This window comes from Clostridium lentum (assembly GCF_014287815.1).
GTDB classification, from domain to species: domain Bacteria; phylum Bacillota; class Clostridia; order Clostridiales; family Clostridiaceae; genus Clostridium; species Clostridium lentum.
The window spans coordinates 1-25,122 of the sequence record NZ_JACOOQ010000026.1 but is presented as its reverse complement, the minus strand read 5'-3'; the positions used below and the strand labels follow the sequence as shown (position 1 = coordinate 25,122).

General features: G+C 29.1%; 28 protein-coding genes and 11 tRNA genes. 32 read left to right on the top strand and 7 right to left on the bottom strand.

Features of this window, described 5'->3' with window-relative positions; all coding sequences use genetic code 11:
• Positions 1–362 precede the first annotated feature (362 nt).
• The 4 genes from H8R92_RS12375 to H8R92_RS12360 all read left to right on the top strand — a co-directional run bounded on the left by H8R92_RS12375 (position 363) and on the right by H8R92_RS12360 (position 3,046).
• Entirely contained in the window at positions 363–1,649 is a 1,287-nt protein-coding gene (locus H8R92_RS12375) for an adenylosuccinate synthase (RefSeq protein ID WP_186835623.1), read from the top strand.
• A gap of 60 nt (positions 1,650–1,709) precedes the next feature.
• A complete protein-coding gene (locus H8R92_RS12370) occupies positions 1,710–1,916 on the top strand; it encodes a DUF1858 domain-containing protein (protein ID WP_022211683.1) in 207 nt (68 codons plus the stop codon).
• Between the two features lie 120 nt (positions 1,917–2,036).
• Positions 2,037–2,219, top strand: coding sequence for a DUF1858 domain-containing protein (locus tag H8R92_RS12365; protein WP_022211684.1), 183 nt, complete (start codon positions 2,037–2,039; stop codon positions 2,217–2,219).
• A gap of 77 nt (positions 2,220–2,296) precedes the next feature.
• Positions 2,297–3,046 (top strand): acyl-[acyl-carrier-protein] thioesterase, encoded by a 750-nt coding sequence (locus tag H8R92_RS12360; protein ID WP_186835622.1) that lies wholly within the window; start codon positions 2,297–2,299, stop codon positions 3,044–3,046.
• A 149-nt stretch (positions 3,047–3,195) separates the two neighbouring features.
• Here the strand turns inward: H8R92_RS12360 and H8R92_RS12355 are convergent, their stop codons facing one another.
• Positions 3,196–4,440: a BaiN/RdsA family NAD(P)/FAD-dependent oxidoreductase gene (locus H8R92_RS12355; protein WP_186835621.1), complete on the bottom strand. Its 1,245-nt coding sequence runs from the start codon at positions 4,438–4,440 to the stop codon at positions 3,196–3,198.
• Positions 4,441–4,558: 118 nt separating this feature from the next.
• On the opposite strand from H8R92_RS12355, the gene H8R92_RS12350 reads away from it, so the two are divergent.
• The 12 genes from H8R92_RS12350 (at position 4,559) to H8R92_RS12295 (ending at position 6,294) form a co-directional block, all read left to right on the top strand.
• Complete coding sequence (locus tag H8R92_RS12350) at positions 4,559–5,140, top strand: hypothetical protein (RefSeq protein WP_186835620.1); 582 nt, start codon at positions 4,559–4,561, stop codon at positions 5,138–5,140.
• Between the two features lie 134 nt (positions 5,141–5,274).
• Positions 5,275–5,349 (top strand) — tRNA-Glu (locus H8R92_RS12345).
• An 11-nt stretch (positions 5,350–5,360) separates the two neighbouring features.
• Positions 5,361–5,436: transfer RNA gene (locus tag H8R92_RS12340), tRNA-Val, on the top strand.
• A 6-nt stretch (positions 5,437–5,442) separates the two neighbouring features.
• Positions 5,443–5,519 (top strand) — tRNA-Asp (locus tag H8R92_RS12335).
• A 44-nt stretch (positions 5,520–5,563) separates the two neighbouring features.
• Positions 5,564–5,638, top strand: a tRNA-Thr gene (locus tag H8R92_RS12330).
• A gap of 6 nt (positions 5,639–5,644) precedes the next feature.
• Positions 5,645–5,719: transfer RNA gene (locus H8R92_RS12325), tRNA-Glu, on the top strand.
• Positions 5,720–5,732: 13 nt separating this feature from the next.
• Positions 5,733–5,808 (top strand) — tRNA-Val (locus H8R92_RS12320).
• Positions 5,809–5,814: 6 nt separating this feature from the next.
• Positions 5,815–5,891 (top strand) — tRNA-Asp (locus H8R92_RS12315).
• A 52-nt stretch (positions 5,892–5,943) separates the two neighbouring features.
• Positions 5,944–6,018: transfer RNA gene (locus tag H8R92_RS12310), tRNA-Glu, on the top strand.
• 16 nt (positions 6,019–6,034) lie between these two features.
• A tRNA-Val gene (locus H8R92_RS12305) sits at positions 6,035–6,110 on the top strand.
• Between the two features lie 7 nt (positions 6,111–6,117).
• Positions 6,118–6,194: transfer RNA gene (locus tag H8R92_RS12300), tRNA-Asp, on the top strand.
• 25 nt (positions 6,195–6,219) lie between these two features.
• Positions 6,220–6,294, top strand: a tRNA-Thr gene (locus tag H8R92_RS12295).
• Between the two features lie 115 nt (positions 6,295–6,409).
• Here H8R92_RS12295 and H8R92_RS12290 read toward each other — a convergent pair.
• Positions 6,410–7,390 (bottom strand): ATP-binding protein, encoded by a 981-nt coding sequence (locus H8R92_RS12290; RefSeq protein WP_022211450.1) that lies wholly within the window; start codon positions 7,388–7,390, stop codon positions 6,410–6,412.
• The gene (locus H8R92_RS12285; protein WP_186835619.1) at positions 7,383–8,378 is read right to left on the bottom strand and encodes a DnaD domain protein; all 996 of its coding nucleotides are present in this window, start codon (positions 8,376–8,378) and stop codon (positions 7,383–7,385) included. The genes H8R92_RS12290 and H8R92_RS12285 overlap by 8 nt, the downstream gene beginning before the upstream one ends.
• 155 nt (positions 8,379–8,533) lie before the next feature.
• Between H8R92_RS12285 and H8R92_RS12280 the strand changes: the two genes are divergently transcribed.
• Positions 8,534–9,673 carry a peptidoglycan DD-metalloendopeptidase family protein gene (locus H8R92_RS12280; RefSeq protein WP_186835618.1) on the top strand — a complete coding sequence of 380 codons (1,140 nt, stop codon included), beginning with the start codon at positions 8,534–8,536 and terminating at the stop codon, positions 9,671–9,673.
• A gap of 114 nt (positions 9,674–9,787) precedes the next feature.
• On the opposite strand, the gene H8R92_RS12275 is transcribed toward H8R92_RS12280, so the two are convergent.
• The 4 genes from H8R92_RS12275 to H8R92_RS12260 form a co-directional block, all read right to left on the bottom strand.
• The gene (locus H8R92_RS12275; protein WP_022211453.1) at positions 9,788–10,981 is read right to left on the bottom strand and encodes a S8 family serine peptidase; all 1,194 of its coding nucleotides are present in this window, start codon (positions 10,979–10,981) and stop codon (positions 9,788–9,790) included.
• A gap of 89 nt (positions 10,982–11,070) precedes the next feature.
• Positions 11,071–11,502, bottom strand: a complete 432-nt coding sequence (locus tag H8R92_RS12270; protein WP_186835617.1) for a DMT family transporter — start codon at positions 11,500–11,502, stop codon at positions 11,071–11,073.
• Between the two features lie 95 nt (positions 11,503–11,597).
• Entirely contained in the window at positions 11,598–12,047 is a 450-nt protein-coding gene (locus H8R92_RS12265) for a dUTP diphosphatase (RefSeq protein WP_186835616.1), read from the bottom strand.
• 209 nt (positions 12,048–12,256) lie between these two features.
• Positions 12,257–12,790 carry a hypothetical protein gene (locus H8R92_RS12260; protein WP_022211456.1) on the bottom strand — a complete coding sequence of 178 codons (534 nt, stop codon included), beginning with the start codon at positions 12,788–12,790 and terminating at the stop codon, positions 12,257–12,259.
• Between the two features lie 289 nt (positions 12,791–13,079).
• Between H8R92_RS12260 and murA the strand changes: the two genes are divergently transcribed.
• The 15 genes from murA to H8R92_RS13385 all read left to right on the top strand — a co-directional run.
• Positions 13,080–14,339, top strand: a complete 1,260-nt coding sequence (murA, locus tag H8R92_RS12255) for a UDP-N-acetylglucosamine 1-carboxyvinyltransferase (protein ID WP_022211457.1) — start codon at positions 13,080–13,082, stop codon at positions 14,337–14,339.
• Between the two features lie 16 nt (positions 14,340–14,355).
• The gene (locus tag H8R92_RS12250) at positions 14,356–15,147 is read left to right on the top strand and encodes an MBL fold metallo-hydrolase (RefSeq protein ID WP_186835615.1); all 792 of its coding nucleotides are present in this window, start codon (positions 14,356–14,358) and stop codon (positions 15,145–15,147) included.
• A gap of 71 nt (positions 15,148–15,218) precedes the next feature.
• Positions 15,219–15,716 (top strand): SEC-C metal-binding domain-containing protein, encoded by a 498-nt coding sequence (locus H8R92_RS12245; protein WP_186835614.1) that lies wholly within the window; start codon positions 15,219–15,221, stop codon positions 15,714–15,716.
• Between the two features lie 158 nt (positions 15,717–15,874).
• Entirely contained in the window at positions 15,875–16,345 is a 471-nt protein-coding gene (locus H8R92_RS12240; RefSeq protein WP_022211460.1) for an Hsp20 family protein, read from the top strand.
• Positions 16,346–16,369: 24 nt separating this feature from the next.
• The gene (gene rlmH / locus H8R92_RS12235) at positions 16,370–16,849 is read left to right on the top strand and encodes a 23S rRNA (pseudouridine(1915)-N(3))-methyltransferase RlmH (RefSeq protein ID WP_022211461.1); all 480 of its coding nucleotides are present in this window, start codon (positions 16,370–16,372) and stop codon (positions 16,847–16,849) included.
• A gap of 887 nt (positions 16,850–17,736) precedes the next feature.
• Entirely contained in the window at positions 17,737–18,999 is a 1,263-nt protein-coding gene (gene tetA(P) / locus H8R92_RS12230; protein ID WP_006440994.1) for a tetracycline efflux MFS transporter TetA(P), read from the top strand.
• A complete protein-coding gene (gene tetB(P) / locus H8R92_RS12225; RefSeq protein WP_006440995.1) occupies positions 18,983–20,941 on the top strand; it encodes a tetracycline resistance ribosomal protection protein TetB(P) in 1,959 nt (652 codons plus the stop codon). Before tetA(P) ends, tetB(P) begins: the two co-directional genes overlap by 17 nt.
• Before the next feature lie 190 nt (positions 20,942–21,131).
• A complete protein-coding gene (locus H8R92_RS13100; protein WP_049039694.1) occupies positions 21,132–21,410 on the top strand; it encodes a hypothetical protein in 279 nt (92 codons plus the stop codon).
• 15 nt (positions 21,411–21,425) lie between these two features.
• The gene (locus H8R92_RS13095; protein WP_200820157.1) at positions 21,426–21,665 is read left to right on the top strand and encodes a YcxB family protein; all 240 of its coding nucleotides are present in this window, start codon (positions 21,426–21,428) and stop codon (positions 21,663–21,665) included.
• 303 nt (positions 21,666–21,968) lie between these two features.
• On the top strand, positions 21,969–22,817 hold the full coding sequence (locus H8R92_RS12215) for a sialate O-acetylesterase (RefSeq protein ID WP_045144199.1): 849 nt from the start codon (positions 21,969–21,971) through the stop codon (positions 22,815–22,817).
• A 54-nt stretch (positions 22,818–22,871) separates the two neighbouring features.
• Positions 22,872–23,381, top strand: coding sequence for a PadR family transcriptional regulator (locus tag H8R92_RS12210; protein WP_045144198.1), 510 nt, complete (start codon positions 22,872–22,874; stop codon positions 23,379–23,381).
• Positions 23,382–23,509: 128 nt separating this feature from the next.
• A complete protein-coding gene (locus H8R92_RS12205) occupies positions 23,510–23,848 on the top strand; it encodes a hypothetical protein (protein WP_118429711.1) in 339 nt (112 codons plus the stop codon).
• Positions 23,849–23,867: 19 nt separating this feature from the next.
• Positions 23,868–24,173, top strand: a complete 306-nt coding sequence (locus tag H8R92_RS12200; RefSeq protein WP_118429712.1) for a hypothetical protein — start codon at positions 23,868–23,870, stop codon at positions 24,171–24,173.
• A gap of 74 nt (positions 24,174–24,247) precedes the next feature.
• On the top strand, positions 24,248–24,874 hold the full coding sequence (locus H8R92_RS12195; RefSeq protein ID WP_186835613.1) for a hypothetical protein: 627 nt from the start codon (positions 24,248–24,250) through the stop codon (positions 24,872–24,874).
• A gap of 84 nt (positions 24,875–24,958) precedes the next feature.
• The coding region (locus H8R92_RS13385) for a DUF960 family protein (protein WP_279287110.1) at positions 24,959–25,122 on the top strand (164 nt) is incomplete at its 3' end.

The following is a 25,122-nucleotide window of genomic DNA, read 5'->3' as shown; positions in this document are numbered from 1 at the left end:
AACCTATTTGTTGCATAGGTATCACATTCTTTTTGAAGTTTTTCATAACGATATTATATGCAAAAAAGGGAATTCAAATACGAATTCCCTTTTTTCAAATATTATTTTGATACAGCCCCCTTTTTTATTTAATTACTAAAAAAAGATATAGTTCGTAAAAATAAAGCAAGTAATTTTATTTAAAAAGGAAAATATAAGATTACTATCTATACAAAGGATTCCTTACGAATTATTAATTATAAAAATAAATAAATATTCGCAAAAATCTTGAAAGTTTATAATTACTTTGATAGTATGAATAGGTAAGAAATTATTAAAAAATTATAAGATAAGGCAATATGTTTAAAAGGGAGGCAGATTTTATGTCAGCATTTATTGTTTTAGGAGCTCAATGGGGCGACGAAGGAAAAGGAAAAATGACAGATTATTTAGCAGAAGAGGCTGAAGTAATAGTCAGATATCAAGGTGGAAACAATGCAGGGCATACTGTAGAAGTTGAGGATAAGCAATATAAGCTTCATTTAATACCTTCAGGAATATTACATGATGAAAAGTTAAATGTAATAGGTAATGGAGTAGTAGTAGATCCAGTAGCTTTATTTGATGAAATAGAATATCTAGAAAAAGAGGGCATAAGAGTAACACCAGAAAAATTAGTTATAAGTGATAGAGCTCACATAATAATGCCATACCATAAGGTTCTAGATAAATTAAAGGAACTTGCAAGAGGAAAGAATGATATAGGAACAACAGGTAAAGGAATAGGTCCTTGTTATACTGATAAATTTGAAAGATGCGGTATAAGAGTTTGTGATTTAATAAATAAAGAAGTTTTTGAAGAAAAGTTAAAAAGCAATTTAGAAGTGAAAAATAAATATATAACACAAGTATTAGGTGGAGAAGCGTTAGATTTTGCAGAAATTTATAGAGAATATAGCAAGTATGCTGAAAAAATAGCACCTTTTGTTAAGGATACTTCAGTAGTAGTTTATAATAATATAAAAGAAGATAAAAATGTATTATTTGAAGGGGCACAAGGAATGCTTTTAGATATTGATTATGGAACATATCCATATGTAACTTCTTCTAATACAACAGCAGGAGGAGTAGCCAGCGGTGTTGGTATAGGACCTAATATGATAACTAATAGTGTAGGGATTGCTAAGGCATATACAACAAGAGTTGGAAAAGGACCTTTCCCTACAGAGTTAGAAAATGAAACTGGTGAATGGATTAGAGAAAAGGGTCATGAGTATGGGGTAACTACTGGTCGTTCAAGAAGATGTGGATGGCTTGACCTTGTTATATTAAAGACAGCTGTAAGAGTTAGTGGATTAACATCTTTAGTTATAACAAAAATTGATACATTAGCAGGATTAGATAAGATAAAGATATGTACTGGGTATAAGTTTAATGGTGAGATAATAGATTATTTCCCAGCAAGCTTAGAGGATTTAGCAAAATGTGAGCCTATTTATGAAGAATTTGATGGATGGGATGAATCAGTAGCTAAAGCTAAATCTTTTGATGAGTTACATGAAAATGCAAAGAAATATTTAAATAGAATTGAAGAATTAACGGATACAAGAATTTCAATAGTTTCTGTTGGACCAAAGAGAAGTCAGACTATAAGAGTAAAAGAAATATAGTATAATTATAAACTGTGAAGGAAAGCCTATAAATATAAAAAAATTTAGAGGTGATTCTTTATGGTTGATAAAAATAGTACTATAAGCCAGATTTTAGCGGAAAATCCAGGTGCAATTGATATATTTAATAGTTATGGTATACCATGTTATGGTAATATGGAAAATCAATTGTCATCAGTAGAAGATGTATCTATAAGGTATGGAATAAATGTAGATAATATTTTAAATGATGTAAATAGCAATGGGAATAATAGTGGTCTATATTAGTATTTAATTTAGTAGTTAGAATATTATTTATGAATAGTTTATGGGAAAATATTGAAAATAAACTTTATATTATGTAAAATATATACAGTTGTATAAAATTCTATTAAAGGAAGTGAGAAAATGATTACTAAGGATATGACAATTGGTGAAATTGTAAAAAATTATCCTGAGAAAATAGAAGTTTTAGCATCAGCTGGTATGGGCTGCGTTGGATGTCCATCTGCACAAATGGAAACAGTTGAAGAAGCTGCATTAGTTCATGGACTTAATATAGAAGATCTTTTAGATAAACTAAACAAATAAAAGAGAAATAGGTGTAGAGGTAAATCTATGCCTATTTTTATTGCTAAAATAAATACTATTAGAAAGAGGGGATAATTATGGGAATAAGTTATGAAAAGATGTATGAAATTCACTATTATGAATGTGATAAGAATTTAAATTGTACCCTAGAAAGTATAATGAATTTTTTAGGTGATGTAGGAAATAAGCATGCAGAAAGCTTAAATGTAGGGATGGATTATTTAACAGAAAGAAATATTACATGGGTATTTTATAAATATAATATCAAGGTAAATAGATACCCTGAGTATGAAGAAAAAATAAGAGTAAAAACTGTTGCGGAAGAATTTAAGAAGTTTTATGCATTAAGGAGTTATGAAATATATGATGAAAAGAATATTAAGATAGTGGAAGGGAGTGCATTATTCTTATTAATTGATATTGTTAAAAGAAGAGCTATAAAAATTACTGATGATCAATACAAAGCTTATAATGTTGATAAGAACTCTACAACAAAGAAATTAATTGGTAGTCTTGAAAGATTAGAAAAAGTAAAAAATAAAGAATATGTTAGTAATTTTAAAGTTAGATATTCTGATATAGATTTTAATAAGCATGTCAATAATGTTAAGTATGTACAATGGTTTATGGATAGTGTTCCACAGGAGATTAGAGAGGAATATGAGCTAAAGGAAATAGATATACTATTTGAGCATGAATGTTACTATAATGATGAAATCAAATGTGTCTGTGAAATTCATAAAAATGAAGATAATTTATTAGTATTAAGTAATATTCAAGATAAAGACGGTAAAGAATTGACTGTTTTCGTATCAAAATGGCAATAAAAAAAACTCTGGGCTATGGCTCAGAGTTTTTTTATTAATGCTACGCTAATTAGTTAAGTCGCTTCGCTAGTTAGTCACTTCGTTAATTAAGTCATTTATGGCGATTTAATTAAGTGGATTAGCGTAGCGACATTCACTGGTTAACTAATCTACGCTTTGGCTATGCATTCAGCAGCTCTGTGTCCTGAGCTCCATGCCCATTGAAGATTGAATCCACCACAGTCACCATGAACGTCTAAAAGTTCTCCGGCAAAATAAAGACCAGGGATAAGTTTTGATTCTAAAGTTGAAGGATTTACTTCAGTAGTATCTATACCACCAATGGTCACTTGTGCTTGATTAAAGTCATTAGTTCCTATACAAGTAAATTTCCATTCTTTTAAAGTATCTATGAGAGACTTTTTTTCTTTCCAATTAAGTTCATAGCAAGGCATATGTAAATTTTCAATCTTACTTTCTTTTAATACTGTAGGTATAAGTTTTTTATTAATTACACCAATTAAAGCATCAATTATAGGTCTATAAGAAAGCACAGCAAAATGGCATTCAATAAAATCTTCTAAGGATTCAACAGTATATTTTGGTAGCATATCTACAACTATTTCTGTTTTTTTACCTTTGGCTAAAGCTTGTGATGCAAAGCCGGAAAGTTGTAGTATTGGTGGACCTGATATTCCGTAATCTGTGAATAATATTTCACCAAAATATTTACGCTCTTCATTACCATCAATAAGTAAAGATGCATAGCCATCAAATTTTACACCAGACAATGATTTAAGATGAGGATAATCTAGTTTTAACTGAACGATTCCAGGAAGTTGAGGAATTATACTATGTCCTAATTTTTCTGATAAATAATATCCAGTTCCATCAGATCCAGTTTTAGGTGCAGTTTTTCCTCCACAAGTTAAAAGTAGTTTATCACATGTGAATAATTTTAATGATTCATTATTTGTGGATAACTTAAAAACTTTTCCTCTGTGGATATCTTTTACTTTACATTCTGTATAAACTGGAATATTTCTGTCCTCTAAAGCTAATCTAAAAATATCCACAACTGAAGATGCTTGAAGAGATTGTGGATAAAGTTTGCTATTTTGTAATTCTACAATAGGAAGACCCAAAGCTAGGAAGAAATCTAAAGTATCTTTCACAGAAAAACTTTTTAAAGTTTCATAATAAAAATTATCATTATTGCTATGATAATTAATAAAGGGTTCTGTAATAGAGATATTAGAAATATTACAGCGACCATTTCCTGTAGCTAATATTTTTTTACCAATTCTATCAGTAGCTTCTAGTATGGCAACATCTATACCAAAATCTTTTGCGGTTACAGCAGCCATTAAGCCAGCTGCACCACCGCCAACAATTAATAATTCATGATGAATCAAAATAAACACTCCTTAAAGAATAATATCAGTTTTCATTATTCAAAGTTAATTTTATTTAGATTTTATCACAGTAATATAAGTAATTAAACTATGGAATACTAGGTAAGAGGTGATATTATTGTTAGCAAAAATAATTAATAAAGATTTAGAGGAATTTGAAAGAGAATTTAAGGTTCGCAGGATGAATTATGATCAAGTAGTAGTTAACTATCCCAGTGATATTGGACTGAAAGTATTTGATAAAAAAGATGTAGAATATATTAAACAGACAGAAATAGATGAATTCTTAATAAAGTATAGTGATTTTCTAAAAATAAAGCTTAATAGAGGAATATCTATAGCTCTATATAAGGCGTTATTGGAAAGTATAGAAGCTGAACTTGATATTATTTTTGAGAATTTGAATTTGCTTAAAGATAAATATGAAGTAAACAAGAGAGGAGTTTGGGAAAAAGAAATATTGGCTGTTATTAATTATAAGATACCAGTAAAGCTTATTACTTCCGGTCAAAATTTTAAAAAAAGTGGATTTAATATATCTATTGAAATAATTGAAGAAAAAGAGTTTTTTGAAATATGTAAGTTTGAAATTAATAAAATTCAAGAAGAAATTAAGGAAAAAGAAAGAATTTTATCAAGATATGGTATGGCTATTGAGAAGATGAAAGACACTGAAAACCTAGTAAAAATGCTGGAGTAAGAGGGGCTTTATGAGGGGATGTAAAAAAAAATAAAAAAAATGAAGAAAAAGTGTTGACACTTTTTCGGATTTCAAGTATTATAGTTAATGTGCTCGGGGAAATAACCCTGAAGGACAGAGAAATGAAAAACCTAGGCCCCTTGGTCAAGCGGTCAAGACACCACCCTTTCACGGTGGTAACAGGGGTTCGATTCCCCTAGGGGTCACCATTTTAAATTTTGGAAGCATAGCTCAGCTGGGAGAGCATCTGCCTTACAAGCAGAGGGTCACAGGTTCGATCCCTGTTGTTTCCACCATAATGCGGCTCAGTAGCTCAGTTGGTTAGAGTGCTGGCCTGTCACGCCAGAGGTCGAGGGTTCGAGCCCCTTCTGAGTCGCCATTTAAATTTAAAATGAAAATAGAATAGTTTCTTGGTTATAATATGCTGGCATGGCTCAACGGTAGAGCAGCTGACTTGTAATCAGCAGGTTGTAGGTTCGATTCCTATTGCCAGCTCCATATTATGGCCCCTTGGTCAAGCGGTCAAGACACCACCCTTTCACGGTGGTAACAGGGGTTCGATTCCCCTAGGGGTCACCATTTTTAAATTTTTGGAAGCATAGCTCAGCTGGGAGAGCATCTGCCTTACAAGCAGAGGGTCACAGGTTCGATCCCTGTTGTTTCCACCATAATGCGGCTCAGTAGCTCAGTTGGTTAGAGTGCTGGCCTGTCACGCCAGAGGTCGAGGGTTCGAGCCCCTTCTGAGTCGCCAATTTAATTTTAAAAGTGAACATATGAAAACAAATTAGAGAACAAAAGCCTAAGGCCCCTTGGTCAAGCGGTTAAGACACCACCCTTTCACGGTGGTAACAGGGGTTCGATTCCCCTAGGGGTCACCATTTTAAATTTGTTTATGGAAGCATAGCTCAGCTGGGAGAGCATCTGCCTTACAAGCAGAGGGTCACAGGTTCGATCCCTGTTGTTTCCACCATAAATGCGGCTCAGTAGCTCAGTTGGTTAGAGTGCTGGCCTGTCACGCCAGAGGTCGAGGGTTCGAGCCCCTTCTGAGTCGCCACTTTTAAAATTTATATAGCATCCATGCTGGCATGGCTCAACGGTAGAGCAGCTGACTTGTAATCAGCAGGTTGTAGGTTCGATTCCTATTGCCAGCTCCAAAGAACTCTAGTTTTTCTAGAGTTTTTTATTTTGCTAAATTTTATATAGTAAACACTTAAATTATACAGAAAAAAAGTAAGAGTTATGATAAACTCTTACTTTTTTTACATTTAATTAAAGTCGTTTTTTAGATATATTCAGCTTTATTCTCACATCATCTCCGTAAAATTTAAATAATTTAAAATTACCAAGCAATCTAGAATATAGTCTAGTAGTATAAATATTTGATATTTCTAATAAATTTAAATTTGTAGAAATCAGCATCTTTTTATTATTTAAAAGCTTTTTATTTATTAAATTAAATAATTCATTAGTGGTAAAATCGGTAACTTGTTCAGCTCCTAAATCATCAATGATAAGCAAATCACAATTAATAAGAAGATCTAATAGTGTAGAATTATTTTCTAAAGCAATAGATCTTAAATCTTTAATCAATTCATCGGAAGTCTTGTAGATTACTAAATATCCTTTATCTAATAATTCTTTAGCAATACACCATGATAAGAAGGTTTTACCTGTACCTGACTCACCATAAAATAATAAATTAGTATTACTTTTTTCAAAGTTAGGAAGATACCCACCAATAATAAATTCATAAATCATTTCCATATTCTTTTTTTGGGTGTATTTATGGTTGTTATCATAAGTAGAAGAAAATAAATTAATATTAAAGTTCTTAAAATTACAATTATGTAAAGAATTTTCAAGTTCTGAAGTTTGATAATATAATTTAACTAATTTTGATTTATAGCAACTACATTTCTTATTGCCAATAAATCCTGTATCTTTACATTTAGTGCATTGATAATGCAATGTTAAATAGTCCATAGGATAGCCATTAGCTGTAAGTAGTTCATATTTTTTTTCCCTAAGGGTAGTAATATTTTCACGGACAGCATTAAGCTCTTCCTCAGGAATGCCACGTAAAATTGACATTGGTAAAGAGATAGAAAGCTTTTGGATTTCATTATCTAGTTCCATAACTTTTGGAACTGTAAGCTTGATTTCTTCTTTTCTATTTCTTAAGGCTTTCTTTTCATCTTCTTGTATTTTTTCGTATAGTTCAGTTATTTTTTGTTGATATCCTTTAATCATTATCATACCATCCTAATAATTCTTGTTCTAAAGTATCATGAGCTTTAGCAGTCGTTACATTAATATTAGAGTTATTCATCCTCTTACTATTATTACTTGTATAATTACTTTTATTTATAGATGAAGGTGCTAGTTTATTTTCTTTTTCAGCAATTGCTTCAAGAGTTTTTAAATTATTTTTGTTCCAGTTAGATAAAATTCCATCTATATATTTAAATTCAGCTCTATTTAATCTTTTGAAGCATCTATTACAAGCTTCTTCTATTATTGGAATAGGAAAGTTAAATTTCATAATCCATTTTTCTAGCATTTCTTCTTGTGGCTTCATAATTTCAGTATTAGTAATTCCTAGGTATTTTAATATATGGCGTATTTTCACCCATTTATCTTCATTCATAGTGATATAATGCTGAGCTTGTTCTAGTGTTGTGATTTTCATTTCATGCCACGATTGAGCTATTTTATTTAAATATCTATAATCGGTTTTACCACGTTGAATATAATATTCTAATAAAAGAAGAGTCAATTCTGTAGATAAATTATAATCTTCTTCCCAGCTTAAATAGTTGGTCATTTCAATAGGGGATAGAGGACGTCCTAAAAGCCTTTCAATATCTGTTAACATATCTTTTCTTGAATTATTGTTAAGGGCTTCTAGTAAATTGACTTCTTTATTTTGAGTATTATCTTCTTTCGATAAATCTACAAACTCTATATTAAAATTTCCCATTTTATCTATAGGAACTAATTCAATTACACCTTCATCATTCCAATAATTAATAGCATTTATAACATCAGATTCTAATATGTTAAGATTTGCACCTATAATAGATGAACTAACTCCCATTTCGCCTGCAACATTATATTTAAGAAGTAGTAGATATACCTTGACGAATTCACCACGGGCATTAGGCATATATTTCTCTATAAATATGTTACTTACAGGAGTAAAGTTTATATGTTTATTTTTTAGCATAAATGTGCTCATAATTTTTCGCTACCTTTCTTGGTGTAATAACTAGATTAATTATAACAAAGCTAAATAAAAGCCTCAACTAAGCTTAGTAATATTAATTATGAATAATAACTTTTAAAATGGGAAAATTAATTGATGTGCTGAAAAGTTACAAAGGAGGAGTAGTAATGGACTCAAAACAAAAAGATGATATAAAGTCAGTGCTCAAATATACTATAGCTATAATTTGTACTATTTTTCTAGTATTTGCAACAAAAGAAATAATTATTAAAAATATAGATATATATTCTTTAGAAAATGATACAGTTGTAGGAGTGTTAAGTGGAAATACCATCAATAACAATGCTTTGGATGATTTAAGCACTATAAAATGTATGGCTTCATCAGCAGCTATAATAGTTGATAGTTTTAATATAGAAGTTAATGGTTATAAGATACAAGTAGCAGATAGTGTTTTTGGTTATGTTAGCAATAAAGAAGAGCGTGATGAAATATTGCAAAAGGTCTGTTTAAGCTATATAAATGAATTAGGTATTGATAGTAAAAATGTATTAAAGGTATACGTAAATAATAATTTAAAAGCAATTCCTGAAAAAGTAAGTATAGCAAAGTTAGAGAGCAGTGTAGAAATTGCTGAAAATTTATATGATGCAGTGGTAATAAATGAAAATCTTTTAAATATGGAAATGGAAGTTATCAATAATCATGAAGAAATCATTGCACCAGCAGTAGTGGAAGAAAAAAGTGATGAATTATATATGGGTGAAAGTATTTTAGAAGAAGGGGGATGTGGAAAGAAGGTTATATATACTAAAGAGCATTATAGTGGCATTAATAAAATCTCAGAAGATATAATCAATGAAGTAGTGATTAAGGAAGCAAAACCAAGTGTAGTAAAAAAAGGTGTAAAAAATCCCTATTATGATGGAATTAGATTTTTAAATAATCCACTTAAAGATGCAGTTCTTACTTCAATATTTGGCGAAGCAAGAACTAGTAGTTATCATAAGGGAATTGATTTAGCTAAGAATTTAGGTGAGGAAGTACATAGTGCTTATGAGGGAACAGTAATATTTTCTGATTATAATAATGGTGGATATGGCAACTTGGTAATAGTCCAACATGAAAATGATATGCAGACATATTATGCTCATTTAAATGAGATATATGTTTCAAAAGGACAGTATATAGGAACAGAAGAAGTATTAGGGACTGTTGGTACAACTGGATATAGTACAGGGCCTCACCTTCATTTTGAACTAAGAGTAGGGGGGAATCCTGTGGATCCAACTCAATATATATTATGAATTTAGTTTCAGTATTATCGTAAATTAGAGAGTGTAAAAGCTAAAAGAGGATGTCGCATTAAGAATAAATAATACAATATATTGTATATAAAATTTTTAGTGCGACATCCTCTTTTACTTTAGAAGTTTAGTTAAGTTTATTTTACCATAGCCCTGTTTATAGGTTTCAATATCCATAACATCGGCATTTAATTTTAACATGGAGATTACATCATCAAAAGTTAAATCAGGTTTTTTTTCATATAAAAGTGCACATACACCTGAAATAAAAGCAGCAGAAAGGGAGGTGCCAGAAAAAGACTTATAAGAGGAATCAAGTTTAGGAGCATACATTTTTATATTATTCTTTTCAGGAACAAAAGATATATTACTATTAAGAGAAATAATATCTACACAAGCAGCAGAAAAGTTAGGCTTGATATCTTTTTTTACATCTCCACAAGAAGAATAAGCATATGATTTTGTTTCACCAGAAGTATCAAGTCCAGCAACAGTTATGCAGTGTGGGCTTAATGCAGGACCAGTAATGGTGCTAGCTTCATCTCTGTTACTGCCACTAGGAAGAACAGGAATAATTGATGAGTTTACAGCTTTAGTAAAAATATTATCAAATAGAGTATATATAAAATTATTAAAGGTCAATAATTCAAACGGAAGACATAAGATACGTATATTATATTGATCCTTTAAAAGAATAAGTTCTTCAATAGAAAATAACACATCAGATACCAATCCTTTACCAAGCTTATCAAATGCTTTGAAAACATGAAGTTCAGAGTTAGTAGCTATTCCTTTATAGATACCATTTGACGATTCACCATTGCCTGCAATTATTCCGCAGATGCTAGTACCATGGCCATTGTCATCATAAGGGTTAGTAAAGGAATTGATTAAATCAACAAAAGTATGAATTCGATTTTGAGGAAGAGTTAAATCTTTATGAGGATAAACACCTGTATCTACTACACCAATTCCTATATTTTTGCCGCTTAAAGAAGTATTTGTGTGGAGCCTTATTTTGTTGGCTGACAGTACGCTCATGCCACAAAGAAATAAATATTGATCAAGACATATATATTGAATTTCAGGATATTCTAATAATCTTTCTATTGATTTTGAATTCAATTTTACACATATAATATTACAGCTTTCGATTTTTCTTACGATAATACCTTTATAAGACAAAACTTTTTTTATTATAAAATCTGGAAATTTGGCATATTTAATCAATATTCTATGATTCTTATTAGGATATAAAACCATAATAGCTTTTAAATCAGGATCAATTTTCTTATTAAAAGAGAACATAAAATACCTCTGTAATTAATCTTAGTATTATATTATAAGAATATGACTAAATTTGTTAATAGATTAGAAGAATACCCGAAATAAGAAAGCTAATGCTTCCATTTAAGAATAATAATACCTAATATCATCAATCCTAAACCTAAAAATTGCGAAAATGAAAAAGATATTTTTTCGCTACCAAATAAGCCAAAGGCATTAATTATTCCAGCAGCAGCAAGCTGAGCTATTAAAATAGTACCTATTCCTATGGTAGTTCCCAATGATTTTATGCTAAGCATCACTGTAAGTGTAATTATAATTCCTAGTACTCCACCAAGAAGATAAAGTTTATTTACTTCTTTAATGGATTTAAAGTCACCCTTACCCCAAAATAGTACTAGGATAATAGCTATGACTAAGGCAGAACCATGAACAACTACATTAGTTTCCATATCACCAATCCTTTCACTTACACGAGTGTTAAATACACCTTGAATGCTCATGGCAATACCAGAAATAATGGCACTTATAAAACCAAACATATTACATCACCTCAAAGATATTGTGCCAAATAATTTCATATTTAATGTATTTTAAAGATTAAAAAAAGGCATTTGCAATAAGCAAATACCCAATATTATTCGAAAGCTTTATTAATTTGTTCTTCATCGTATCCTAAAGTGACACCTAAGCTTAATACATCTTCTAAAAGTGTATTAAAATGGTCCGTTGAAGGGGATATAATCAAATCATTTATATCAATAAATAGATTTAAAAATTGATCACTTAAGCAGTAATCGCTAGGTCTTAAATTTAATTCATAGGAACTCAAATAGTTCTTGTAAAGCCCTAAATTAATGACATGGGCTAGAAAATCAATATATTTTTCAAATATAACATCATGATTTAATTGGGATTTATTATCAATCCAATATTTATAGCAGCTTGTTTCTTGAGCTAGAAAACTAAGTTTCACTTGTAACTCTAAATGCTTTCTGGCAGCAAGCTTGTAGTCAGATAAGCTGGTATCTATTATTTTTTTAGCGGATTTATCTTTTTGATATTCTGCAAGTGATAAAATGTTCATAATTTATCCTCCTATAGGATTATATTAAAATAATATCATTAATCTAACTATATTTTACAAAAACATTTGACGATTGAAAAGGTTAGTAAACGAATACAAAAAATAAAATTTTGAAAATTTCGAAAAAATAAAAAAATACCATGAAAAATAGACCAATATAGATTCATAATATCTATATATGGAATATTTTTCACGGAAGTTTAAATTTATTAGAAATGCTTTAATGGATATGTTTGAATTAAAATTTCTCTTCTATTGTTAGAAATCTTCCAAAGTTCTAATCTATTAACTTTTAGAGTTGATAAATTAGACTTTAATTCAGTTGGTCCATCAATTTTTTTAACTTCTTTATTAAAGTAGTTCATATTAGCTAGAGTTAGGTGAATATTTTCATTTGCATTTAAACTTTTAGTATTAAATCCATGCAGTTTAAGGTTATCAGATAATAATCTACTTAATTTTTTAATATATCCTATATCATGTACTTGTAAATTTAAAGTTTTACTAGTATCAGACACACTAACTTTTGAAGATAATTCCACTTTAAAAAATTTATATGGTTTAAGAACTTTGTCTATAACAAGATTTAATTTATCAATGTTAGGGTTTTCTAATACCTCTAGAAGAATATAAGGAATAGGAGAATTCCTATTGGCTTTATACCTCTTAGAAAGATTCTTTTGAATTGGACTTAAGTTTTTGTATGATTCATCATCAAACAAAGCTACTAAATAATATTTCATAAATATGACCTCACAAGCTAATTTTTATATGCAAACTTTGTAATAAATTATATCACATTACCAATAATATTACCAATTACTATAAGTTTAAATCAAAAGGTTATTACATTGGCTAAATAAACAATATATTGGAAGAAAAAAACCTGTTAACACTGATAGACTTTATGTTATAATGGTTAGAGTTGATTTTATGAAAATGAAAAAAATTGTCTTTTTGATGCAAATATGGATATATTTTACGAAGTAAGGATAAATTAATTATATATAATTTTAGGTAAGGGTGAATAGGATGGAAACATTAATTATTAATGGAGGCGGAACTTTAAGAGGATCTGTCGAAATAAATGGAGCAAAAAACGCAGCAGTAGCTATTTTACCTGCAGCTGTATTAGCAAGTAAAAGTAAATGTGTTATAGATAACATACCAGATATAGAGGATGTACATTGCCTGGAAAGAATTTTATTGGATTTAGGCTGCAGTGTAAAAAAAACTTCTAAAAATGTTTTAGAAATTGATGCTACAGATATTAATACTGTTAATGCGTGTACGGAAGATGTGAGAAGAATGAGAGCTTCTTACTATTTCATTGGATCTTTACTAGCAAGATTTAAAAAAGCTAAAGTTGAATTGCCTGGAGGATGTCCAATAGGAGTAAGACCTATTGATCAACACATAAAAGGTTTTGAAGCTTTAGGAGCTAAAGTTACAATTGAGCATGGTGCTGTTTTAGTGGAAGCAGAAAGCTTAAAGGCAGCAAACATTTTCTTTGATGTAGTATCTGTTGGTGCAACAATAAATGTTATGATAGCAGCAACAATGGCTGAAGGAACAACTGTTTTAGAAAATGTAGCAAAAGAGCCTCATGTAGTTGATGTTGCTAACTTCTTAAACTCAATGGGTGCAGATATTAAAGGTGCAGGAACAGATGTAATAAGAATAAAAGGTGTTAATGAATTAGTTGGATGCAATTATAGTGTTATTCCAGATCAAATTGAAGCAGGAACATTTATGATTGCTGCTGCAGCAACAAAAGGTGATGTTACAATAACTAATATAATTCCTAAACATTTAGAATCAATTAGTGCTAAGCTTATTGAAATGGGAGCTATTGTGGAAGAAGATGATGATAGTATAAGAGTTACGGTAGATAATAAATTAAGAGGTGTTAATGTAAAAACTGCACCATATCCAGGATTCCCTACAGATGTACAACAACCTATGTCAGTATTATTAAGTGTAACAAAAGGAAGAAGCTTAGTTACAGAAAGTATATGGGAAAACAGACATAAGCATACAGATGAATTAAAGAAGATGGGTGCTATGATAAAGGTTGAGGGAAGAACAGCTATTATAGATGGTGTAGAAAATCTTGAAGGAGCCAAAGTAATTGCTACTGACTTAAGAGCTGGTGCTGCAATGGTTATTGCTGGGCTAATAGCTAATGGAGAAACAGAAATAGTAGATATTGAGCATATAGATAGAGGATATCCTCATATTGAAGAAAAATTCAGAAGCTTAGGAGCAGACATAAGAAGAGTAGTAAGATAATTCTGGGGGAATTAAGATGAAATTTTGCTCATTATATAGCGGAAGTAGTGGAAACAGTATATTTATAGCATCAGATAATGCTAAAGTATTAATTGATGCTGGCTTAGCGGGCAAAAAGATAGATGATGCCTTAAAGCATATTGGAGAAGAATCAAGTAGTATAGATGGAATTTTTATAACACATGAACATATTGATCATATAAAAGGTGTAGGTGTTTTATCAAGAAAGTATGATATTCCTATATATGCTAATGACAATACATGGGCTGTTATGGAAAAAAACATAGGAAAGATAAAAGAACATAATATAAGGATAATGGATAGAAGATCATCTATTACAATTAATGATTTAGAAATAAGATCTTTTAATATACCTCATGATGCAATAGCACCAGTAGGATATACTGTATCTTATGCTGGAAAAAACGCAAGTGTAGTTACGGATTTTGGTGTTTTCACTGAGGAAATAAGAGATAACATAATTGATTCAGATATCATATTATTAGAAAGTAATCACGATGTTAATATGCTTAGAATGGGACCTTATCCTTATAAATTAAAGCTTAGGGTTTTAGGGGAAAATGGCCACTTATCCAATGAAGATTGTGGCAGTGCTATTGTAAGTTTACTTAAAAATGATAAAAAGAAGCAGATAGTGCTAGGGCATTTAAGCGGAACAAACAATCATCCTGATCTGGCTTATCAGACAGTTGTAGATGTACTTTCTGCAAATGGTATAAGGCCAGGGGATGATGTCATCTTACAATTGGCTAGTAGACATAATCCAAGTGAAATAATATTGTTATAAAAATATTGAAAAAAATATGTTACATAAAGTATAATTTTAGTAGCAACATTAAATAAAGAGGAGAAAATACTATGAGTTTATATACACAATGGACAGAAATGGTTGTAGAATATGTAAAAACTAAAGGAGAAAAAGCTTTTTGGGCTGAATATACAAAAATTGAAACAGCAATATACAAAGATTTATTAGCTAACCACAAAGAAGCTGTAAAGACTACAATTGCTGATTTAGCTAAAAAATATGAAACTTCAGTGGAATTCATCATGGGATTTGTTGATGGAATAAATGATAGCTTAAATAATTCATATGATTTAGAGACTTTAGATGAAAACACAGAATTAACTTTAGATGTTAATTTAGAAAAATTATATTTCAATATGTTAGAAGCTAAAGCTAACTACCTTTATACATTACCACAATGGGATGGAATATTCTCAGTAGAAAAGAGAAAAGAAATTCAAAAAGCTTACAAGACAACAAACATGGTTATCAATGATAACAAGGTTGGTAGAAACGATGCTTGTCCATGCGGAAGCGGTAAGAAATATAAGAAATGCTGTGGAAAGTAATATAAATTATAAAAGAGATTTGATGTATGTCAAATCTCTTTTTGCTAATATTTATCGAAATCTATGTATTGAATAAGAAATACATTACTTTTACTGTCAACTTTAATGAGGCTTTTAAATAAATTATAATAAGAGTTTCAAAGACAGGAGAAAGACAAATGTTTAATATATTTCCATATGTGTTTCAGACAACTTTTAATACCTTAATGAATAGTGATTTTATAGATAGTATTATTGATAGCGTTTTAAATAATGAAACTGTTAATAATATGATAAATGAAATAGAAAATATGGCATCTTTAGATATAAATCTTAGTGAAAGGGAAAAAGAATATATAATAAGTGGAAGATTACCAGGAGTTAAGAAGTCAGATATTGATGTAGATTACAATAATAACTATGTAACCATAAAGGTTAAAAGAAATCAGTTTTTTTCTAATGGGCAAAATTTTTCAGTAACAATTATAGGGCCGGAAAATGAAGAAATAAAGGATTTTTATGTAGGAAATGTTGATCCATATAGTATTAAAGCTGTGTTTAAGGATAATTTGCTTACTGTACATGTTCCAAAGAAAAATAAGATTGATGATAAAGTTACTATAATTAATGTAGATTATACAGTTAAATAATGTATAGATTAAGGAGGAAAAATGATGAACATAACAATAATTTCAGTAGGAAAGCTTAAGGAAAAATATTTAAAGCTAGCTATTGATGAATATACTAAAAGATTAGGAAGATACTGTAAGGTTGATATAATAGAGCTACCAGATGAAAAAACACCTGATAATGCTTCAGAAAAAGAAGAACTTCAGATAAAAGATAAGGAAGGGGAATTAATCCTTTCTAAGATTAAAGATAATATGTTTGTGGTGGCTATGGATTTAAATGCAAAACAAATGACTTCTGAAGAATTTTCTAAGTTTATTGAAACACAAGGTGTAATGGGAAACTCCAATATAGCCTTTGTTATAGGAGGAAGCCTTGGTCTATCTCAAAATGTTATAAAAAGAGCTAATCATAAAATTTGTTTCTCTAAAATGACATTTCCACATCAATTATTTAGAGTGATGCTTTTAGAACAAATTTATAGAGCATTTAGAATAATGAAGAATGAACCGTATCACAAGTAAGTGCGAACTTTACCAAAATTGGATATATAAATGAAAGGTAGGTCTGCTTTAATTCTGCAATGAAACTCACAAAAATCTAAAATTTGAATTTTTGTAGGTTATTGTAGTTTTATTCATAGGTTCTTCGTTTTTCACCTATTTCAGCAAATTAGAATTTGTTTTTTCTAATCTATAGTATTGAAAGAAATTGTAAAACATTCCACAAATATATTTTTTATATTCATTTCAGATTTAGGTTAAAGTTAGTAGTTATTCTTTTGTGTATATAAGTTATTTGAAGTAATAAAGTTTCAATTGAATTTGGATAAATATGAATATAAAAGTATTGAAAAAAATAAAAGTTTATATATAATGTAATTATACTAAAATATAAACATGAAAAATATAAATGTAAAGGAGATGTAAATATGCGCAAAGAGGTAGTTTTTAACTAAACTAACTGAATAAGGATTATTTTAAAAAGTATATGAAAAAAATCTTGGATAACTCAAGGTTTATTTGTGGTAGAAACAATTATTAATAATATTGATATTACCATGTCTATTTGTGTACTCTAAAAATAATCAGTATTATAATGAGCATATTACATCTTTATTTGAAGAATAGGAAAACTGTGTTCTAAACACGGTATTTTTATGCCTATTTTTACTATATTTATAGATATGATATAAGACTTTAATTTGCATAGCTTAATCATAAGTTATATAAATTAAAGTTGTATATTTCATGTTTATATTTAGGTTATATAATTATGAGGCTGTAAGTGAATTATGTTCACTTACAGCTTTTTTTATTTAAGGAGATTATTTTGATGATTTATATATTTAAATATGAAGATTATGAAAAACAAATAAATTTTTTTAAAAATACTAGGATGGTGATTATTAATGGTTAATAAACTTTCAGCATATAAAACTTATTTATTATTTTCAGCTATTACAGCAATGTGTTTTTCACTAGTAGCTACAGTTATGATAGTGTATCACATTGAAACGGTGCATTTAAATCCACTTCAGCTTATACTTGTTGGAACTACTTTAGAAGTAGCATGCTTTATATTTGAAATTCCTACAGGAATAGTTGCAGATGTGTACAGTCGTAAACTATCTATTGTTATTGGTGTAGTTTTAACAGGAGTGGGATTTATTTTAGAAGGTTCTATTTCTAGTTTCGTTTTCGTACTTGTAGCACAGATTGTATGGGGATTAGGTTCTACTTTTATTAGTGGATCTGTTGAAGCTTGGATTGCGGAAGAAGAGAAAGATAAAGATTTGGATAAAATTTATATAAAGGGAGCACAAGCAGGACAGATAGGATCGGTTATTGGAATAGTACTAAGCACTGTAATAGCTAATTTATCTGTAAGACTACCTATTATAGTTAGTGGAGTCTTATTTATAATTCTTGCATTATTTTTATGGTTATATATGCCAGAAAATAATTTTAAATCATCTGCTCCAGAGGATTTAAATACTTTTAAAAAGATGGGATATACCTTTAAATCTGGTCTTAAATTTATAAAAAATAAACCTATAATTATAATTTTGCTTTCAGTAACTTTATTTTATGGATTATCCAGTGAAGGTTATGATAGACTTTCTAATATGCATTTTTTACAAGATACTATGCTTCCTAAACTTGGAAACCTTAAACCAGTGACTTGGTTCGGAATTTTTGGAATTGCAGGAATGATATTGAGTGCTATAGTAATGCATTTTATGGAAAAGAAGCTTAAGGATGATGATAAGAATAAAAATGGAAAGCTGTTATTATGTATAAATATATTTTATATATCATTTATGTTCATATTTGCTATTACAAAAAGATTTAACTTAATGCTAATAGCTTATTTAGCGACAAGTACCTTTAGAACTATAAATGAACCTATATTTAGTGCATGGCTTAATGGACATATAGATGACAAGGCCAGATCTACTGTACTTTCTATAAATGGACAAATAAATTCCTTAGGTCAAATTTTAGGTGGACCAATTATAGGAATCATAGCTACAAATATTTCAGTGAGTATGGGTATAGCATGTACTTCGTTATTAGTAACACCGGTATTAGTGTTATATATTGTTGCTATGATAATGGATAAAAAGGTGGTTGATAGAGTTGGAGGTATTGATTATGAAGAAAATAATTAATATAGGAATCGTAGCACACGTGGATGCAGGAAAAACAACTATAACAGAAAACTTATTATATTATAGTGGAGCTATAAAATCAGTTGGAAGAGTTGATTTAGGCAATACACAGACGGATTCTATGGAGCTTGAGCGTAAGAGAGGGATTACCATTAAATCATCAACCATATCTTTTAATTGGAATAATGTCAAGGTTAATATTGTTGATACTCCAGGACATGTGGATTTTATTTCGGAAGTTGAACGTTCATTAAGTGTTTTAGATGGAGCGATACTAGTTATATCAGGAGTAGAGGGTATTCAGTCACAAACAAGAATATTATTTGAGACATTAAAGGAGTTAAACATTCCAACAATAATTTTTGTAAATAAGCTAGATAGAATTGGGGCAAATTTCAATAAAGTATTTGAAGATATAAAGAAGAATATGTCCAATAAAGTAGTTAGATTACAAGAAGTATATGATGTAGGAAGCAAAGCTGTTTATATAAAAAAACTATTTGATACATGCATGATAAATGATGATGCTATTGATGTTTTATCAGACTTAGACGAAGCATTTTTAGAAAGATATATTGGTGGAATAGAACCTGATAAAGAAGAAATACAAGAAAAGCTTTCATTATATGCAAGTGAAGGAAGTCTATATCCAGTATTTTGTGGTGCGGCAGCAATTGGACTTGGAGTTGAAGACTTATTAGATGGAATTTGTAGTTATTTTCCATTTGCAGGTGATGATTGTGAAAGTGATTTATCTGGAGTAGTATTTAAAATCGAAAGAACAAGTAAAAATGAAAAGAAGGTTTATGTAAGATTATTTGGAGGAAAAATATCTGTAAGAGATAAAATTCAAGTACCTAATAAGGAGATAGCAGAAAAAGTAAAGAAAATTAATAGGTTAGAAAATGGGGGAGTTGTTGAAGCACAGAGGATAGAAGCAGGGGATATAGGTATTTTATATGGACTTACAAGTTTCCAAGTGGGAGATGTTATTGGAATTTCAAATGATAAAATTAAAAATATATCTATAGCTAAACCAGCATTAAAAACAACAATTTCTGCAATTGATAAAGAAAAAAATCCAGAGCTATTTAAAGCATTAACATTACTTGCAGAGGAAGATCCACTACTAGAATTAGAGATGAATGACATAGATAAAGAAATTTATGTCAACTTATTCGGTGAAGTTCAAATGGAAATACTAAGTTCCATGTTAGATGATTTATATGGAATAAAAGTAGAGTTTTCGAATATTGAGACTATCTATAAGGAAACACCTAAAGGTTTTGGAGCGTCAATAATGCATATGCAGGAAGACTTAAATCCATTTTGGGCGACAGTAGGCTTAGAAATAGAACCAGCAGGGAGAGGCGAAGGTCTTAGGTATATTTCTAATGTTTCAGTAGGGTCATTGCCAAAATCTTTTCAAAATGCAATTGAAGAAGCAGTTATTAAGACAAGTAAACAAGGATTATTTGGATGGGAGGTTACAGATGTAAAAGTCACTCTTAGCTGTGGTGAATTTTTTAGTCCAGCCAGCACTCCAGCAGATTTTAGAAATGTGACACCTATGGTATTCATGGAAGCATTATATAAAGCACAAACTGTTTTATTAGAGCCATTACATGAGTTTGAGTTAAAGATTCCTCAAAATGCTTTAAGCAAAGCGGTATGGGATTTAGAAACTATGAGGGCAACCTTTGATAATCCTATTGTTATAGGGGATGAATTCTCAATAAAGGGATTAATTCCAGTAGAAAATTCAAAAGAATATAAAATGAAAATAGCTTCATATACAGAAGGTAGAGGAATGTTTGTGACAAAATTTTATGGGTATAAGGAAGCTTCAGCTGAATTTTCAAAAGCACGCAAAAAAACAACGTATGATCCATTGAATAAAAAAGAGTATTTGCTTCATAAACTAAACGCAATTAGAGATTAAATTTAAATAGATAAGTTAAATTTTTATATGTAGGATTTAAATATAAGACATTCAAAGCCTAAAAGTAAAGGAAGGGTCGTCTGAAGAAGATGAAGACCCTTCCTTTTTTCATGTTACTATGCTTAATTGTAAGTGCTTGAAATTTGTAATATAATGTAAATAAAGTTTTTAATAATAAGGGGACGCACAAATGAAAATCGACTTTAAAATAACAAAAGATGACTATATAAGCTTCAATTTACATCATTTAGAAAACTCGAAATCACAGAAAAGTACATTTAACATACTTAGATATGCTGTACCCATAGTACTTTCTATACCAATCTACTTTACAGGAACGGGGATATTTAATCAACCGAATATATATTGGATTATAGTAGCGATAGTTTTTTTAGTCATTTGGATTTTAACATATCCTAAGCAATACAAAAAATTAGTAGCTAAAGAAACTGATAAACTCATAAGTTAAGGAGATAATTCATCAATATTTGGAAGTAAGACTTTAGAAATTATTGATGGGACAATAGTAGTAAAAGGGGATTCTATATCAGAAACAGTATCGTTAGAAAGTATAAAAGATGTAAAAGTTTACGAAGATATGATCCTTATATATATAAGTGGATTTGTAGCTCATATAATTCCAAGGAGATATTTAGATAAAGAAATAGAGAAAGAACTTATGAAAGAGCTTAAAAAATGTAAGGCTTTAGAACAATTAAAGTAAAACGTGCTCCTTTGGAGGTGTAACGGAGAACCGTATCATAAATAAATGAGGTTTTTACTGAAATTGTAAATAGGTAAATTTTATTATAAGAATTAAGACTCTTACTTATATTCATATATAGGTGGGAGTTTTTATTTAAGTAAAGTAATTATATATAAGTAGGGGTATATAGGAATATCTACTTATATGAGAAATTTAATTGACATATAGTCTAATTATACTATAATAATTAATTGTAAACAGTCTAATTAGACTATTATTAATTACGTTAGTTTTAGATAAATAAAAGAAAGGATGAAAAAAGTGATTAAATCAGTTTTAATGTTAGGTCAGTCCAATATGGCAGGAAGAGGTTTTATTAATGAAGTTCCTCCAATTTATAATGAAAGAATACAAATGTTACGTAATGGTAGATGGCAAATGATGACTGAACCTATTAATTATGATAGACCTGTTTCTGGAATAAGTTTAGCAGGTTCATTTGCAGAAACATGGTGCTGTAAGAATCAAAATGATGTTATTGGATTGATTCCTTGTGCTGAAGGTGGAAGTTCAATAGATGAATGGGCTACAGATAAGGTACTTTTTAGACATGCGATAAATGAAGCTAAATTCGCTATGGAAATCAGTGAATTAATAGGAGTATTATGGCATCAAGGAGAAAGTGATAGTCATAATGGAAATTACAAAGTATATTATGAAAAATTACTTTTAATAATTCAAGCTCTTAGAAAAGAATTAAATATCCCAAATATTCCAGTTATCATTGGAGGATTACCAGATTTTTTAGGAAAAGAAGGGTTTGGAAAAAGTTGTACTGAATATAATCTTATTAATAAAGAATTAGAAAGATTTGCTTTAGAACAGGATAATTGCTATTTTGTTACTGCATCTGGTTTAACATCTAATCCTGATGGTATTCATATTAATGCAATTTCTCAAAGAAAATTTGGATTAAGATATTTTGAAGCTTTTTCTAATAAAAAGCATGTATTAGAGCCATTAATGAATGAAAGTGATTTAGAAAATTCAATTTGTTCAAGAGTACCTACTAAGACAGAAAAAATATATATAAAAAGTATGGATTTTGCATTAGGGAAACTAACATATGATGAATTTTTAGCACAAGTTACACTAATTAATAATGACTAAATATAGATAAAAAAGTAGTATACTATAAAGTAAAAATATAAAGGAGATAATATTTTGATACCATTATTAATTTTAGGTTTAATAAAACAAAATCCAGGTTCTTATGGATATGAATTATTATCATTAATGGAAGAGAGACATTACAAATATATAGTTAATTTTACTAAGGGGTCTTTTTATTATAATCTTCAAAAATTAGAGGAAAAAAAATATATTAAAAGAGTTGATAGGTTAGATAATGTTAGAGAAACTCAAAATTATATTATAACCGAACTAGGGAATAAAGAATTTGAAAAGTTAATGTTTAAGTATGGTTCTAAAACTGAGTATATAAATTTACCTTTTTATGGGGCAATGTTATTTTTTGATGAATATAAAAAAGAGAACTTAGAAAAAATAATAGAAATTCAAATAGAGCAAACTAAGGAAAAAATTTTTTTACTAGAAGAGTCTATTAAAAATGATAATAGTGTTCAGATGTATTTTAAAAAGATGATGGAAAATTCACTTTCTCATCATTTAGTGAATCTTAAATGGTTTGAAGAGTTAATAAAAATTTTATAAAAGGTTTTTTGTTAAAAGGTGCTAAGAAAGTAAAACTGCTTAATATATAAATATATATTATAGTTAAGAAACTTCTACATGTAATTAGATTACATATAGAAGTTTTTATATTTTAAGGAGGGTTAATGATGAAGAAAATTTATAAGAAAAATCAATTACTAGAAGTTAATAATATACCATCGGAAGTAATTGAAAGTATTAGAGAAACAATTGGAGTACTAAATGAAAATTATGGAGAAAATAGAGATATAGAAGCTGACTTAGGTGGATATGTACTTATAGCAGAAAATATCGTAGATATCGAAATACTGAAACAAGATAAGTTACAAGGGTTAATACCAGAATATACTGATATAATTGAGTGTAGTGAAGGAGTTAATTGGACTTCTTCACTATTTTTACTTTCTAGTGATTTTTCAATTGTAGTAGTAACAACAGAAGAACTTTCTAAGTTTCTAATAGAATAAGACAGGGAGGTTCAATAACATGAGTAAGAAGAGTGAAGAAAAGATAATAAAGGAAACTAAATATTGCAAGATAAGAAACCAAGTAAAAGTTGGAGCAGGAGAGTATACATACTCAATAGAGAAAATCTACATCAAAGAACTAAAGCGAGATGAAGTAAGGTTCTGTGTATACAAAGCAACTAGAAGAGGTGATGAAACATACATTCCAAGAAGTCTTGATGTAACAGAGCTAGAGCTAATAGAACTGATAAAAGAGTCAATAAGAGAGAAAGTATTTTCAGAAGAATTCATTGAAATGTTAAAACAAGAAATAAGTAAAATCTAAAAGTCTTAATTACTACAAGAATAGTGATTAAGACTTTTTGCATTTAAATAAAAGTATAGAAAGAGGGAGTATAAATGTTTAATAAAGATAATGTATTCATTGCAGTTAATGAAGAAGTTTCTTCAATAATTCAGCAATATATAATAAGAGAAATTAAGAAGGTATTAGATAAATATAAGAGTATAAAAACAGAAGAAATAAGTAGTGTAGAAAAATTAATAAATAGCATAAGCAATGAAGAGTTAAAGGAGGAATTCCTAAATGATTGGAGCATGTCAGTAAAGATAGCAAAAGAAATTGGAGAAAATGAAGTTGATGACAGGATAATTTCTATGTACCAAAATCTAAAATGTAATGGATTAGAAGAATTATCAATAGGTCATGTTATTAATTGGTGTAATGAGTTAGATGAACAAGGCTATGTAATGCTTGATGATTATAGCATACTTTATAAAAGTTCAGTTAATCTAAAAGAAGTTGCAAGAGAGCTATTATATGATATGCTTGATGATGCAATTCATGTTGATTCTTTAATAGATAAAGATTCTTTAGCTGAATATTGGATAGAGCAGACTAGTAAAGAAGAGGTAATAGATGATTTAATTAGAGGAAATAATATTGAAGAATTATTAGGAATTATTCCAGAAACTATATATGAAGATGAATATGATAATTATTTATATTCTGAAATAGATTGTTAAAGAGGTTATATCTTAGTTAATAAGGTATAGCCTTTTTACTTTTTAGATAGAGATGAAAAATTAATAATAAGGAGATAAAGAAATATGTTCAAGAAAGATAATAGATATGTAACTAGAGGTTTAAATGAGGAAGTAGATATAAGATTACAACTTATAATGTGGAGCATGATTGATAAGTTGAAGAATGAAGGAAATGTTGAAGTGGATTACTTACAGATTTTCAAGATAAGAAAAGAAGGAAATAATAT

Bases quoted from the DNA above. Each gene is read 5' to 3' on its own strand.
- H8R92_RS12245 (WP_186835614.1), top strand. From the start codon at position 15,219: ATGAGTTTATATACACAATGGACAGAAATGGTTGTAGAATATGTAAAA.
- H8R92_RS12375 (WP_186835623.1), top strand. From the start codon at position 363: ATGTCAGCATTTATTGTTTTAGGAGCTCAATGGGGCGACGAAGGAAAA.
- H8R92_RS12260 (WP_022211456.1), bottom strand. From the start codon at position 12,790: ATGAAATATTATTTAGTAGCTTTGTTTGATGATGAATCATACAAAAAC.
- rlmH (WP_022211461.1), top strand. From the start codon at position 16,370: ATGAACATAACAATAATTTCAGTAGGAAAGCTTAAGGAAAAATATTTA.
- H8R92_RS12370 (WP_022211683.1), top strand. From the start codon at position 1,710: ATGGTTGATAAAAATAGTACTATAAGCCAGATTTTAGCGGAAAATCCA.
- H8R92_RS12195 (WP_186835613.1), top strand. From the start codon at position 24,248: ATGTTTAATAAAGATAATGTATTCATTGCAGTTAATGAAGAAGTTTCT.
- H8R92_RS12250 (WP_186835615.1), top strand. From the start codon at position 14,356: ATGAAATTTTGCTCATTATATAGCGGAAGTAGTGGAAACAGTATATTT.
- H8R92_RS12285 (WP_186835619.1), bottom strand. From the start codon at position 8,378: ATGAGCACATTTATGCTAAAAAATAAACATATAAACTTTACTCCTGTA.
- H8R92_RS12365 (WP_022211684.1), top strand. From the start codon at position 2,037: ATGATTACTAAGGATATGACAATTGGTGAAATTGTAAAAAATTATCCT.
- H8R92_RS12290 (WP_022211450.1), bottom strand. From the start codon at position 7,390: ATGATTAAAGGATATCAACAAAAAATAACTGAACTATACGAAAAAATA.
- H8R92_RS12270 (WP_186835617.1), bottom strand. From the start codon at position 11,502: ATGTTTGGTTTTATAAGTGCCATTATTTCTGGTATTGCCATGAGCATT.
- H8R92_RS12360 (WP_186835622.1), top strand. From the start codon at position 2,297: ATGGGAATAAGTTATGAAAAGATGTATGAAATTCACTATTATGAATGT.
- H8R92_RS12205 (WP_118429711.1), top strand. From the start codon at position 23,510: ATGAAGAAAATTTATAAGAAAAATCAATTACTAGAAGTTAATAATATA.
- murA (WP_022211457.1), top strand. From the start codon at position 13,080: ATGGAAACATTAATTATTAATGGAGGCGGAACTTTAAGAGGATCTGTC.
- H8R92_RS12280 (WP_186835618.1), top strand. From the start codon at position 8,534: ATGGACTCAAAACAAAAAGATGATATAAAGTCAGTGCTCAAATATACT.
- H8R92_RS12200 (WP_118429712.1), top strand. From the start codon at position 23,868: ATGAGTAAGAAGAGTGAAGAAAAGATAATAAAGGAAACTAAATATTGC.
- H8R92_RS12240 (WP_022211460.1), top strand. From the start codon at position 15,875: ATGTTTAATATATTTCCATATGTGTTTCAGACAACTTTTAATACCTTA.
- H8R92_RS12275 (WP_022211453.1), bottom strand. From the start codon at position 10,981: ATGTTCTCTTTTAATAAGAAAATTGATCCTGATTTAAAAGCTATTATG.
- H8R92_RS13100 (WP_049039694.1), top strand. From the start codon at position 21,132: ATGAAAATCGACTTTAAAATAACAAAAGATGACTATATAAGCTTCAAT.
- H8R92_RS12265 (WP_186835616.1), bottom strand. From the start codon at position 12,047: ATGAACATTTTATCACTTGCAGAATATCAAAAAGATAAATCCGCTAAA.